Source organism: Myxococcus sp. AS-1-15, assembly GCF_020037055.1.
GTDB classification, from domain to species: domain Bacteria; phylum Myxococcota; class Myxococcia; order Myxococcales; family Myxococcaceae; genus Myxococcus; species Myxococcus fulvus.
This window is the reverse complement of sequence record NZ_JAIQDF010000006.1, coordinates 342,298-355,194: the sequence shown is the minus strand read 5'-3', so window position 1 is coordinate 355,194 and position 12,897 is coordinate 342,298. Positions and strand designations below refer to the sequence as shown.

At 70.1% G+C, this 12,897-nt stretch carries 9 protein-coding genes; 4 read left to right on the top strand and 5 right to left on the bottom strand.

What is annotated here, in order from left to right; translation table 11 throughout:
* The first annotated feature begins 23 nt into the window (after nt 1–23).
* Together K8625_RS19320 and K8625_RS19315 are read left to right on the top strand one after the other, a co-directional pair.
* Nucleotides 24–782, top strand: coding sequence for a hypothetical protein (locus K8625_RS19320; RefSeq protein ID WP_223783530.1), 759 nt, complete (start codon nt 24–26; stop codon nt 780–782).
* Entirely contained in the window at nt 782–1,594 is an 813-nt protein-coding gene (locus K8625_RS19315; protein WP_223746047.1) for a hypothetical protein, read from the top strand. Before K8625_RS19320 ends, K8625_RS19315 begins: the two co-directional genes overlap by 1 nt.
* A 15-nt stretch (nt 1,595–1,609) precedes the next feature.
* Here the strand turns inward: K8625_RS19315 and K8625_RS19310 are convergent, their stop codons facing one another.
* Together K8625_RS19310 and K8625_RS19305 are read right to left on the bottom strand one after the other, a co-directional pair.
* On the bottom strand, nt 1,610–2,542 hold the full coding sequence (locus tag K8625_RS19310) for a serine/threonine-protein kinase (protein ID WP_223746048.1): 933 nt from the start codon (nt 2,540–2,542) through the stop codon (nt 1,610–1,612).
* 3 nt (nt 2,543–2,545) lie between these two features.
* Complete coding sequence (locus K8625_RS19305; RefSeq protein WP_223783529.1) at nt 2,546–3,343, bottom strand: TIGR02266 family protein; 798 nt, start codon at nt 3,341–3,343, stop codon at nt 2,546–2,548.
* A gap of 219 nt (nt 3,344–3,562) precedes the next feature.
* Between K8625_RS19305 and cglD the strand changes: the two genes are divergently transcribed.
* Nucleotides 3,563–6,955: an adventurous gliding motility lipoprotein CglD gene (gene cglD, locus K8625_RS19300; protein WP_223783618.1), complete on the top strand. Its 3,393-nt coding sequence runs from the start codon at nt 3,563–3,565 to the stop codon at nt 6,953–6,955.
* 140 nt (nt 6,956–7,095) lie between these two features.
* On the opposite strand, the gene K8625_RS19295 is transcribed toward cglD, so the two are convergent.
* Nucleotides 7,096–8,850 carry a M14 family zinc carboxypeptidase gene (locus K8625_RS19295; protein ID WP_223783528.1) on the bottom strand — a complete coding sequence of 585 codons (1,755 nt, stop codon included), beginning with the start codon at nt 8,848–8,850 and terminating at the stop codon, nt 7,096–7,098.
* A gap of 31 nt (nt 8,851–8,881) precedes the next feature.
* On the bottom strand, nt 8,882–9,817 hold the full coding sequence (locus tag K8625_RS19290; protein ID WP_223783527.1) for an MBL fold metallo-hydrolase: 936 nt from the start codon (nt 9,815–9,817) through the stop codon (nt 8,882–8,884).
* Between the two features lie 193 nt (nt 9,818–10,010).
* Between K8625_RS19290 and K8625_RS19285 the strand changes: the two genes are divergently transcribed.
* Nucleotides 10,011–10,961, top strand: a complete 951-nt coding sequence (locus tag K8625_RS19285) for an alpha/beta fold hydrolase (protein WP_223746052.1) — start codon at nt 10,011–10,013, stop codon at nt 10,959–10,961.
* A gap of 12 nt (nt 10,962–10,973) precedes the next feature.
* Here K8625_RS19285 and K8625_RS19280 read toward each other — a convergent pair whose 3' ends face one another.
* Nucleotides 10,974–11,918: a hypothetical protein gene (locus K8625_RS19280; protein WP_223783526.1), complete on the bottom strand. Its 945-nt coding sequence runs from the start codon at nt 11,916–11,918 to the stop codon at nt 10,974–10,976.
* Nucleotides 11,919–12,897: the final 979 nt, after the last annotated feature.

The following is a 12,897-nucleotide window of genomic DNA, read 5'->3' as shown; positions in this document are numbered from 1 at the left end:
CTGTTTCCATGGGGGTGGGGCAGATGCGCGAGTCGAAAGACCTCCTCGGGGATGCCGGCGTCGAGGTGTGCTTCGAGACCGTCACGGGCGGCATGCATGTCGCCCATGTCGAAGTGGAGCACACCAGCGGGGCGGACTATTTCAAGGACCCGCTCGGCCGTCCCTGGGTGCGCAAGGTCGACATGGGCTGGCAGGAACTGCTGGCGGAGCTCGTCGGCTGGTACCTGGGCAACGCGCTGGGGGTTCCGCAGCCTCACGGGGCTTTCTTCAAGGGCCCGGGCACGGAGGTGGGGTGGCTCAGCGCGCTGATTTCCTCGCCGCTGCACTGGAATGGTGCGCACGCGCACTTCGTCAAGAACCTGGAAGGACTCGGGGCCATGCTCACGCTCGATGCGCTCATCCACAACCATGACCGCCATGCGAAGAACATCCTCCTGACCTCGATGGGGGATGAGCTGGACGTCTGGGCGTGGGCCATCGACGCTGGGGCTTCGCTGGTGGGCTATCCCCAGGACTTCTCCGATGCGGGCCTGTCGATTCCAGAAAAGCCCAATCTGGCCCGGGGCCTTCCTGTAGGGCTGCTGGAGGTTGGCGCCTACAAGGCCGCGAAGAGGGCAGCCGAGCTGGCGGGCTCCGTCATGTTGCGGCAATGCGTCCAGCAAAGCTGCATGCTTGTCGGGGAGTCGGGCAGCGACCTACTGTTCTCGGCGCTCTCCAGGCGCATGGAGCAGGCCACACAGCTCGTCGAGCGCTACATCCAGGTGGTTGGAGCAATCCGGTGATGACTCGCATCCGTCTCGTACATTACGTGCCGGACCCCTTCTCGGGGGCGAAGGTCACCATTGGTGCGCTCGTGGAGAGCGGAGCCCGGGTGGAGTTCGCGCGCTCCCCGTGGCTGCCCGCGCCCGGCTGTATCGGCGGACGCAAGTCGCACTTCGCAATGCTGGCCATCCTCGATGCGCTGGCCAGCCCCACGCGCTTCGACCTCCCCTCGGGAGAGGTCAGCCCGCTGGCCCGGCTCGGAGAGGAGCTTCTGCTGCCCCAGGAGGTGACGAATCCTCGCGCCTGGGTGGAGAAGCATCTGCTCCCCCAGAAGCCCGCGAACGAGGCTGATGCCCGCGAGACCGTGCCACGAGGACCTCACCGGGACACGCTGGGGCAACGCTTCCTCGAGCAGTGGCAGGTGGGCCAGTTCGTCCAGCGGCGCTACTCACCCAGCCTCCTGCCGAGTACGCATGCGAAAGCGGCCCAGGAGATTTCGCAGTTCGTCGAGGGGCGACAGGAACTGCTGTTGATGGAGCCCATCGTCGGGACTCGCTCGCAGCTCGAAGAGGACCTGCGAGACATCAGCCAGGAGTTCCTCGCCTTCCGCGAGCTGTTCCGGAGCGCGAACCTGGACAAGCGCCCCCTGTTCATCGCCTACGTGATGACGCGAGGCCATCAGGCCGCTGTCGGCGCCGCGGAGCTGGTGCTGTCGAAGGCCGCGGACTGGGTCATCAACGTGGATGACGCCGCCCAGCGTGAGCGCTTCCTCAAGCGAATCGTCGACGTGGGACGCTCGGGGACGCCACAGGGAACGCTGCCCTTGCAGTAACCGGGCGTTGAGCCCTCAAGCCCCCGGGCCCATGAGGCCGCGCACCACGGCGGCCACGGCCAGGGGCGTGGCCACGCGGTCATCCGTCAGCGAGGACAGCGCCCGCGCGAACTGCTCCGCGGAGCCGAAGCGCTGCGCGGGGTGGGGCGCCAGCGCCCGGTCCAACACCAACGCGAGCGCGTCCGACACCTCCGGCACATGCAGCCGCACGGGCTTCACCCGCGCGCCCCGGATGGCGGACTCCACTTCCTCTCCTGGCCCGGAGGGGAAGGGCGACTCCAACGACAAGAGCTCGTACAGCAACACCGCCGTGGCCCACAGGTCCACCGCCACGGACACCTCGCCCGCGAGCAGCTCCGGCGAGCGGTAGTGCTGCTTGCCCAGCCGCCGGGCGTCCAGCGTCATCCCCGCCCGCGAGCGCGCCACGCCGAAGTCCGCCAGCTTCACCTCACCGGTCCGCGACAGCAGCACGTTGTGCGGCGACACGTCACAGTGCACCACGCCCAGCGGACGCCCCGTGGTGCTCGTCGCCTGGTGCGCATGCGCCAGCGCCTCCAACACCTGCCGGACGATGAGCACCGAGATGTCGATGGGCAGCTCGATGCGCCGCTTGCGGCACTGCGCCAGCACCCGCCCCAGGTCCGGCCCCTCCACCAGCTCCAGCGCCAGATAGCCGCCGTCGCGAAGCTCCCCGTACTCGACGAAGCCGACGATGTGCGGATGGCGCAGGCACCTGGCCAGCTCCGCCTCATGGAGCAGCTGCTCGTGCGCCTCGTCGTCATGCGCGCGCTCGGGACGCACGCGCTTGAGGGCCACCTGCTCCCCCGCGCGCGGCCCCTCCTTCACCCGCGCCAGGAACACCTCCGCCATCCCGCCGCGCCCCAGGCGCGACAGCAGCTCGAAGCGACCACAGTCGCGCGGCCAGTGCTCTTCTCCCCCCACGTCCATGCCCTATCCCGCTCCGCCCACCAGGCTCGCCAGATAGCCGTCGAGCGTCCGCGAGAAGGTGGCGTCGTCGCTCAGGAACGCCAGTCCCACGCCGCCGTTGTACGGGTCATCCACCACGTGCACCACCACCGCCTCGCCCTGCAGGTGCTCGCCGTTGGGCAACGTCACGTCCACCGTGACGACGCTGTCGGGAGGAGGCCGGTGCGCGGTGCGCACGAACAACCCGCCGTTGGAGATGTTGAGCGCGTGCTCGCGCACGAAGTCCAGCTCCGTGCGGAACGCCAGCTCCAGCCGCACCGCGAAGCGCCGTCCCCGCCGCTGCGGGCTGCCCGGCGGCGCCGCGGGCACCTTGCGCGGGTCCTCCTCCGACTCCGGCGTCGCGACGGGCGCGGGCGCGGGGGGCGTCGCGGGCTCCGCGGCGGGCTCCGGCCGCGTCGCCAGCGCGCTCACGTGCTGCGCCAGCGTGCGCGCCGCCAGGGCGCGCTCGTCGCCTCCGAACGTGCGCCCCTTCGCGAAGGTGGTGTTGCGGAACGCATCCCGCTCCGCCTTGGGCAGACGCCACAACTCCACGAACGTCCCGCCGCTCTTCTTCACCTCATCCGCGAGCTGCTCGACGGACGCGCGCGGATAGCCCGGCGCTTCCACCTTCAGCTCCACGCCGGCCTGTTCGGCCTGCATCGCCACCACGAGCTGCATCGATTGCGCGGTAGGCAACAGCTTGCCCAAGCCCTCCACCACCGCCGCCGCGAGCTCGGGCGAGGCCCTTCCATTCCACAACGCCGCGAGACCGAAGACAGGCACGAAAGAGACGATAACCGACGCCTCCCAGGGCGCGAACACTGTTCGCAAACAGTCACGCGGCAATCCGTCCATGACGGTGAACAGAGAGCATACGAAGAGCGACGGTAAACTCGTACGCAGGGGAATAGACGCTGACCCGAGGGCCCGACTCTTCATAGACTTCGGATTCCCCCTGGCTCATCCAATACCCCCCCGGAGTCAGGGCCCTGGAGTCGAATGATGCGCAAGCCCCTCACCCGGCTCATCGCCTGCGTGCTCGTGTCAGCTTCGTTGCTGGCCGGCTGCGGTGGATCTGACCCCGACCCCAACCCTCCCGACAACACAGACGATGGCGGGACGAACAACCCGGACAGTGGCACGGATGCGGGCCCGCCGCCGCCGGAGGACGCGGGCGTCGAGCCGGACCCGGACCCGGACCCGGGTCGTGTTCCCACGGATGTGAACGACACGAAGAACCCGACCAAGGACTCCGACTGCGACGGCCTGACGGACGCGGAGGAGTTCGCCAACGTCTATCCCGGTGGGTTGAAGACGGACCCGGGCCTGCGTGACACCGACGGCGACGGAATCCGTGACGGCGTCGAGGTCGGCCGCACCAGCAGCATTGATCCGAACTGCTCCTTCCGCGCGGACCTGGACCCGGACTCGCGCACCTCCCCCGTGAAGGCGGACACGGACGGCGACGGAATCCCGGACGGTCTGGAGGACACCAACCGCAATGGTCGCCGCGACCCGGGTGAGACGGACCCCAACGCCATCGACTCGGACGGCGACGGCATCCCCGACGGCGTGGAGGACGCGAACAAGAGCGGCACGGTGAGCCCCGGAGAGACGGACCCGCGCAAGCGCGACACCGACGGCGACGGCCTGCAGGACGGGTTGGAAATCCAGATGGGCACCGACCCGCTCAAGCCCGACACGGACGGCGACTCGTGCGCGGACGGCGACGAGGACCGCAACCGCAACGGCGTGGTGGACCCCGGTGAGACGGACCCGAAGGTGCGCGACTGCGCCGCCTCCATCCCCGACGCGGACTTCGACGGCATCCCGGACTCGGTGGAGATCGCCACCGGCACGGACCCGAACAAGGCGGACACGGACGGCGACGGCCTGCCCGACGGCGTCGAGGACGAGAACAAGAACGGCAAGGTGGACGCGAACGAGACCGACCCGCGCCTGACGGACACGGACTGCGACGGCCTGCAGGACGGCCCGGGCCGCGATGGCTTCCTCGGCGAGGACGCCAACGGCAACGGCAAGGTGGACGGCAACGAGACCGACCCCACCAACCCGGACACGGACGGCGATGGTCTGCGCGACGGCCTGGAGCGCGGCGTGACGACGGCGAACGCGCCCCGCAAGGACTGCGGCTACTCCGGCGACGCGCAGCCCTCCAGCACGACCAACCCCAACAACCCCGACTCGGACGGTGACGGCATCGCCGACGGCGCCGAGGACGCGAACCAGAACGGCCAGGTGGACCCGGGCGAGCTGGACCCGAACAACCCGGCGGACGGCGCGCCCAACACCCCCGCGGGCCAGGCGTGCCGCGCGTCGAACCTGCGCCCGGTGACCTTCAAGGAGGAGAACGGCGCGGACATCCGGCTCGCGCTGCCGGCCACCTTCAAGGACGCCAACCTCACCAACATCACCGTGGCGGGCTCCACGGTGGGCGTCATCGGCTGGGACGACACCCGGCAGGTGACGGTGATTGCGTACAAGCGCGGCCAGGCGGGCGGCTCCACCACGCCCACGGGCGACGAGGCCGCCATCCGCGGCGCGTCGTTCAACACCGCGGCGCGCGAGGTGTCGCAGACGTTCACCACCTGGGATGGCTACGCCGCGCTGTCGGCGCGCTACACCCTGGCGGGCACGCAGGACCTGAAGGCCCTCACCAACACGCTGGTGCGCTCGATGGTGCCCAACAGCACGGGCTCGCTCGCGGGCACCGCGGGCATCACCGGTCCGTTCACCCTGCAGGGCCAGTACGTCCACCGCTCCAACGACAGCGTGCTGGTGGTGCTCGCCATCACCCCCACGTCCCGCTACAACGAGAACGGCAGCCTGTTCGCCCTGACGGACACGGCGGGCGGCTCGTCGCTGGCGCAGTTCGGTGACGCGGACGCGGTGCAGTGCGAGCTGTTCAGCACGCGCGCGGCGGTGGTGGACTTCCTGTTCGTGGTGGATGACTCCGGCTCCATGCGCGACTCGCAGCAGTCGCTGGCCGACGCGGCCACCGCCGTGGCGAACAAGCTGTCCAACTCCACGTTGGACTGGCGCCTGGCGATGGTCACCACCAGCTACACCTCCACGGCCAGCAACCACGCCAACCGCAATGTCGTGCGCGGCTTCACCACGAACATGAACCAGTTCCGCGCCTGGCTGACGAGCGACAGCACGTGCAGCGGGGGGCAGTGCTCCGGGGTCACCATCCCGGCTGGCACTCCTGCCACGACGTGCTCGAACAACCAGGGCTGCTGGGTGAACGTGGAGGGCTGGGGGAGCGAGAAGCCGATGGACGCGGCCCGGGCCGCGCTCAACGGCCCGCTCGCGCCGGACGGGACGTCGTCCCCGTCCAAGGTTCGCCCCGGCGCCAAGGTGGTGGTCGTCATCCTGACGGACACGCATGACTACTCGACGGATTCCATCGCCATCTTCGAGCAGTACTTCAAGGGCACGGGCACCACGGCGGCCACGAGGAACCCGCTGGGGCAGGTCATCCAGGTCCACGGCATCATCTGCCCGCCGGAGCTGGCCACCAACGACACGTCTACCTGGTGCCACCCGCAGGAGGACCCGCGCAACCCGAAGCACCTGGACATCATCCAGGCGACGGGCGGCGTGGTGGGCTCCATCCGCAACGCGGGCTCCATCACCACGACCATCAACGGCATCGTGGACAGCGTCATCGCGTCGGTGGGTCACCGCACGCAGCAGCCGCCCATCGGCGCCTCGGTGAAGGTGTCCGTGGGCGCGGTGGCCAACCCCACCACGTGCCCCACGCCGGCGGACCTGCCGCGCAGCCGCACCCACGGCTTCGACGTGGACGGCATCAACCGCACGTTGTCGTTCTTCGGTGGCTGCCGCCCGCAGGCGGACAACACCCAGGCCGCGGTCTCCTACCGCTACTGGAGCGACCGCACGACGAACCCCAACGGCGTGCCGCCCCCGTGCCGCAATGACCCGTACTACGACGCGACCGAGGCCGACTACTGCGACGGCAAGCTGTCGTGCAACCGCACCACGGACAAGTGCGAGTGCCCGTCGGACTGCGGCGGCGGCGGCGCCTCGGGCCAGGTCTGCAACACGGACCCGGCGGTGTGCTCCTTCACGTGCGCGCCGGACTGCGGTGGCACGTGCGGCACGTACGAGTCGTGCAACACGGCGACGTGCAGCTGCTCGTGCGTCCAGACGGCCACGTGCGCGGCGGGCTACAAGTTCGACCCGAACGTGTGCGCCTGCGCGTGTGACACGACGACGCTGAACTGCGGCCCCACCGCGCAGCCGGACGCGGCGTCCTGCTCGTGCGCGTGCAAGCCGGACTGCGGCGGCTGCCCGTCGAACACGGTGTGCAACCCGAGCCTCTGCGCCTGCGAGGGCGTCATCGGCTGATGCAGCCCCTCCGCGCGTCGGCCCCTCGTCGTGAGGCGGGGGCCGGCGTGGGAGGTGGCCCGCTCCCGGGGTGACTCGGGAGCGGGTCGAAGCAAGTACCCCGGCCCCGGAGGCTCACCTGCCTCCGGGGCCGTCGTGTCTCAGCGCGAGGCCGTTGGCGCGGCGGCGGTGCGCACCACGGGGTAGACGCGCAGCCGCGTGTCGCGGGCGGGGTGGCGCTCGTAGAAGAAGCGCAGCCGGGCGCGCGGGTCCTTGGCGAAGGCCGGGTCCTTGAGCTTCGCGTCCCACTCGGCCTTCACGGCGGCGTCCCTGGCCAGCAGCTCGCGGGCGAAGGGCTCCAGCACGTAGTCCTCGATGTATTCCTTCTGCTCGAAGTGGGGGTTGAAGAAGCCCCACGCGAGCAGTGAGTCGGAGCCCGAGGGCTCGAACAGGTGCGCCACCAGCTCCACGCCGGGCTGGGCACTGGGCACGTACAGCGAGCCCGCGGGGAGCTCGCGCGACTGCTTCTCCCACGCGCCCTTGACCGACAGCGTCTGGCGTCCCTCGTTGGACTGTGTGCCCCACTTCAGCTCGGTGGCGCGGAAGACCTCCACGTCGGTGGCGGGTGAGGCGCGCGTGAGGCGCTGGAAGGTGAGGCCGTGGGTGGTGAGCTTCTCGGCGACCCAGGCCGCGTGGGCGGGCGGCACCACGTACCCGCCCGCGGGCATGCTCACGGTGAGCGCGGGCTCCACGGTGTCGAAGTAGGGCACGTTCCACACCTGCGGCTTCGTGTCGTCGTAGCGAATCCACGTCTGGCCGGAGACCTCGGACGGCCCGCGCTCGTAGGCGTAGCCCTTGAAGGGGAGGACGCGGCTCTTCTTCGTGCTCTTCCACGCGAGCACCACGTCGCGCACCTTGCCGGCCTGGGCCTCGGCGTCGGCGGCCTTCACGGCGGCGAGCAGCGAGGCGCCGTCCCGGGAGACCAGGCGCAACAGCCCCGCGACGACGTCCCGCGTGGCCTTCACGCGCACGGCGTAGGGCTTCCACGAGTGGGTCTCCACCAGCACGCCGAAGCGGTGGTGCGCGGCGGCGTAGGCGTGGCTGAAGCGCGGCGTGGGGACGCCGTAGGCGAAGCCGGAGGCCGGGTCGTCGTCCTCGAGGAAGGACGGGTAGAACTCGAGCGGCTGGTGGCCCTCCTTCTCCAGCTCCTGGAAGAGCTCCTCGCGCAGCTTCACACCCAGGGGGCGCAGGGCCTGGGGCCCCGACTGCTGCGGCTCGATGCCGACGGAGACGTCGGGCTGGAACTTGGCGCCGTCGGTGACGTGCAGGTCCGCGTACACGAGCGCGTCCCACGTGTGGAGGTAGCGCAGCAGGGCCACCATCTCCGGGGCCTCGGCCTTGACGTAGTCGCGGTTGAGGTTGAGGTTCGACGCGGTGGCGCGCCAGCCCATCTCCTCGGGGCCCACCTGGTTGGGGCGGTGGTTGGGGGCGAAGCGCTCGTGGCCGTCCACGTTGAAGACGGGGACGAAGACAGCGGTGACGCCCTTGAGCACGCCGGGCAGCGTCTTGCCGGACAGGATGTCGCGCAGCAGCGCGAAGCCCGCGTCCTTGCCGTCGATTTCGCCCGCGTGGATGCCGCCCTGGAAGAAGACGACGGGGCGGTTCTTCTTCTTGTTCGCGGCGGGGGTGAGGGCGCCGTCGGCGCTGGCGACGAGCGCGAGCATGGGCCTGCCCTCGGGCGTGGTGCCGAAGGTGTCGCAGCGCACCTTGCCGGGGAAGGCCTTGGGGAAGGCGCGGCAGAGCGCCTCCACCTCGGAGTAGCGGCCGGTGCGGACCCAGCCGCTCTGCTCGGACACGGTGGTGAGGGGGGGCGGCGCCTGGGTGAGCGCCAGGGACAGGGCGGTGGCGAGGAGCATGGGCTTTCCACAGCACAGGCTCCGGTGTGATTCAACCGGCGCGCACCGTGAGCGTTCCTCCCACCGGCAACACGTGCAGGTCCTCGCGCGGCCAGCCCCGGCGGTTCCACTCGGTGTCCAGGCGGCGGGGCGGCTCGTCGAGCGGCTCATCGGTGAGCTTGAAGGTGCCCCAGTGCATCGCGAGGAAGCGCTTCGCGCCGAGCGCGTCGTAGGCGCGCGCCGCGTCCTCGGGGTTCATGTGCTGGCGGCTCATGAACCACTCCGGGTCGTACGCGCCAATAGGCAACAGCGCGGCGTCGAGCCCGGGGAAGCGCTTGCCGATGTCGGCGAAGCCGTCGAACCAGGCGGTGTCGCCCGAGTGGTAGACGCGGGCCGTGGAGCCCTCCACGACGAAGCCGCCCCAGAGCATCTGGTTGGCGTCGTTGAGGCCGCGGCGGCTCCAGTGCTGGGCGGGGACGAAGTGCACGGTGACGGGGCCGACCTTCGTGGACTGCCACCAGTTGAGCTCGGTGACGCCCAGGCGCGTGCCCTTGAAGACGGGCGCATGGCCCAGGCCGGTGACGATGGGCGCGCCCACGTCGAGGAGGGTGGGCAGGTCCAGGTGGTCGTAGTGGTTGTGGGAGACGAGGCTTGTGGCGATGGGCGGTAGCTGGTCGATGGGAACGCCGGGCGGGACGTTGCGGCGGATGACCACGTTGATGGCGTCGCGCAGCACGGGGTCGATGAGGAGCGACAGGCCGTCCAACTGGACGAGCCAGCTGGCGTGGCCCAGCCAGGTCAGCCGCGCGCCTTCACCTGGCGCCGGGGGCGTGTGGAGCAGGGTGAGGTCCGGCTCCACGCGAGGCACGGGGGCGTGGTCGGGGGACTTGCGGCGACGGCCGGCGAGCTTGTCGGCGACTGCCCACTTGAAGACGGTGCCGAACGGCTGGGGGCCGCTGCCATCCAGGTTCTTGAAGCGCGTCGTCATTCGGAAGGAACTCCTCGGGAGCGGGCGCGGGTGGCGCCCCTGTGGGCTCTCATGCTCGCGGGCCGGTGGGGGCGCAAGGGGAATGACATGGGGGTGTTGCTCGGCAAGAGTGGGCGGGGCAGGGCGGCCGTGTCCGCGCGAGTCATCCAAGGCCTCGGCGCCGAGGCGGAAGTGAACCGAAGGAGGAGTCGACATGAGCGACATCACGCATCGCACGTTGGAGACGAACGGCATCCGGCTTCACGTCGCGGAGGCGGGGACGGGGCCGCTGGTGTTGCTGCTGCATGGGTGGCCGGAGTCCTGGTACTCGTGGCGGCACCAGCTCATCGCGCTCGCGGCGGCGGGGTATCACGCCGTGGCGCCCGACATCCGAGGCTATGGGCGCAGCGACAGGCCCGCGGCGGTCGAGGCGTACAGCATGAAGCAGCTGGTCGCCGACGCGGTGGGGCTGCTCGATGCGCTGGGCGAGGAGCGCGCGGTGGTGGTGGGGAACGACTGGGGCTCGGCGATGGCGTGGACGTGCGCGGCGCTGCATCCGGAGCGCTTCCGCGCGGTGGTCGGGATGAGCGTGCCGCACCTGGGCCGCACGCCGATGCCTCCGACGCAGCTCTTCCAGGGGGCGTTCGCGGGGAAGTGGTTCTACATCCTGTACTTCCAGGAGCCGGGCGTCGCGGAGGCGGAGCTGGAGGCAGACGTGCCCCGGACGATGCGCACGATCCTGGCGGGGGAGCCGGGCTTCGACCTGGGCGCGGGGGCGGTGCGTGCGAAGAAGCCTGGAGATGGCTTCCTCACGCCGCCGCCCGCGTCGTTGCCGGCGTGGCTCTCGGAGGAGGACGTCGCGTACTTCGCGGGGGAGTTCGAGCGGAGTGGTTTCCGAGGCGGCTTGAATCGCTATCGGAACATGGACCGGGACTGGGAGGAGCTGCCCGAGCTGGCGACGGCGCGAATCGAGCAGCCCGCGTTGTTCATCACGGGGGAGAAGGACCCGGGGCGCCTGTTGGCGCCGCTCGAGCCGATGAAGGCGCTGGTGCCGGGGTTGACGGAGGTGCGGGTCATCCCGGAGGCGGGGCACTGGGCGCCGCAGGAGCGGCCCGCGGAGGTGAACGCGGCGCTGCTGTCGTTCCTGTCGAAGCTGCCTGGGTGACGAGGGCGCGGCTCAGCTGAAGACGGTGGACAGGTGGAGGGGGCCGGCGGGGACGCCGACGTCGCGGCCGACGGGGCTGTCGGAGGGCGTCTGCCAGGCGTTGGCCTCTGTCACCTTGGCGCCGGTGGCCTGGTTGGAGATGGACATCTTTCCCTGGTGGCCGGCGGGGCTGATTTGGCTGGTGTCGTAGCCGCTCCAGCCGGTGGCGGCGTGGCCGAAGGAGGCCTCGCCCCAGGTCTGTCCGTAGTTGGCGCTGGGGTTGGCGGTGCCGTCCTTGGAGACGCACCAGGCGACGCTGGTGTTGGTGTCGAAGGCGACGAGCTGGGATTGGCCGGGCTGGAGGGTGAAGGTCTTGGGCGTGCTCTTGTCGAAGTGCTGGCCGTCGTTGGGGCCGCCGTGCTCGCCGGTCTTGTTCCAGAGGGTGATGGTCTGGGGCTGGTTCGTGCTGTTGGTGAAGGTGTTGGTGTACTTGAACTGGTCCTTCTGGCCCGGGTCGATGAACTGGATGTTGCTGTTGTAGGGCGAGCCGACGTTGTTCTTGGCGAGCCACGGCTGGTCGACGGGCGCGGGCACGGTGGAGCCGGCGGAGGGCGCGCCGAAACCGGGGCCCGCGTCGCTGGTGGGGTGGGTGCGCGGGGCTTCGGCGGTCTTGGCGGCGAGGCTGGGCGCGGAGGGCTTCTGGGCGGAGATGCTCGCGGGTGCGGGAGGTGCTTCACCGCCGAGGGACGCGGGGGCCTGGACACCGAGCGACTGGAGTTGTTGCGTGAGTCCGCCGAGGAGCTGGGACAGTTGGGCCTGGAGCTTCGCGAGGTCGCCCTGCTCGAAGGAGTCGGCCTGGAGCTTGCGCTGGACGTCATTGCCGGCGCGGGGCGTCGGAGTGGACTGGGGGAGGGAGGAGGTGGGCTCGAGGCAGGACGTGCGCGGGAGGGGCGATCGGTTCTGGATGGCGATGGACATGTCGGCCTCGGGGGAGTGGGGCGGGCGCTGCGTTGCGCGACCTGTGGGGGGATTGAGCAGGAGCTGTGCCACTCAGGAGCGCGCGGGGCGGGGCGTTACCTCCCGTGGGAAATCAGTGGTTTGGGATGCTCGTGCACGGTGCTGAGTGAGCACGGTGCGATGACGACGGGCATCACCTGATGACTCGGGTCACCAGTCGGGGTGACAGATCCAGGGGCTGGAGGGACGACGCTGGAAGCAGCGGTAGCCCTCGTCACAGGTGTTGGGGCCCTTGGGGTCGCAAGGCTGTTTGCAGGACCAGCCGTCGCAGACCTGGGCGTCGGGGCAGGGAGGGAAGCGGTCGCCGCAGCGCTGCTCACACTCGGACCAGATGCGGTCCGGCTGCTGTGGCGCTTGGATGACTCGACAGGTTTGTCCGTGAGGGCATGGGGTGGTCTGGCACTGAGGTCCCAAGACGTGAGCACAAGCGGAGGCTCCTTCTTCGTGCCGGATGCAGTGCTGCCCTTCGGGGCAGGTGATCTGCTCGCATGAAGGGAGACAGACGGGGACAGGGGGCGTGTCCGCGCAGAAGAAGCCCGAGCCGCAGTCGTTGGGAGAGGTGGGCGCGCAGGGACGTCCGCAGAAGCCGGTTCGGCCGCCGCAGGTCAGGCCACGGGCACAGGCCTCTTCGAGCGTGGCTGGGACTTTGACGCAGGGTTCGCCTTCGCCGCGGAGGCCGATAGGGAGACAGTGCCGGACGAAGGGCCCATCGCCCTCCGTTGCGAGGAGCTGGCAGATCTGTCCGTCTGGACATTGCGAATCCGCGAGGCACTGGCTGTCGGCGCAGTACTGGGCATGCGCGCGCGCATCCATGAGGCAGCCGAGGGGGGGCACGCAGCCGGAGCTGTCCCGGCAGTTGCGGTGGTAGGTCCTGAGCTGACCGCGAACCTCCTCGGAGAGGATTGGGCTGACCTGACGACCGTGAATCGATTCCGTGCGC

Coding starts and splice junctions, on each gene's coding strand:
- K8625_RS19320 (WP_223783530.1), top strand. CDS start 24: ATGCGCGAGTCGAAAGACCTCCTCGGGGATGCCGGCGTCGAGGTGTGC.
- K8625_RS19315 (WP_223746047.1), top strand. CDS start 782: ATGACTCGCATCCGTCTCGTACATTACGTGCCGGACCCCTTCTCGGGG.
- K8625_RS19310 (WP_223746048.1), bottom strand. CDS start 2,542: ATGGACGTGGGGGGAGAAGAGCACTGGCCGCGCGACTGTGGTCGCTTC.
- cglD (WP_223783618.1), top strand. CDS start 3,563: ATGCGCAAGCCCCTCACCCGGCTCATCGCCTGCGTGCTCGTGTCAGCT.
- K8625_RS19295 (WP_223783528.1), bottom strand. CDS start 8,850: ATGCTCCTCGCCACCGCCCTGTCCCTGGCGCTCACCCAGGCGCCGCCC.
- K8625_RS19290 (WP_223783527.1), bottom strand. CDS start 9,817: ATGACGACGCGCTTCAAGAACCTGGATGGCAGCGGCCCCCAGCCGTTC.
- K8625_RS19285 (WP_223746052.1), top strand. CDS start 10,011: ATGAGCGACATCACGCATCGCACGTTGGAGACGAACGGCATCCGGCTT.
- K8625_RS19280 (WP_223783526.1), bottom strand. CDS start 11,918: ATGTCCATCGCCATCCAGAACCGATCGCCCCTCCCGCGCACGTCCTGC.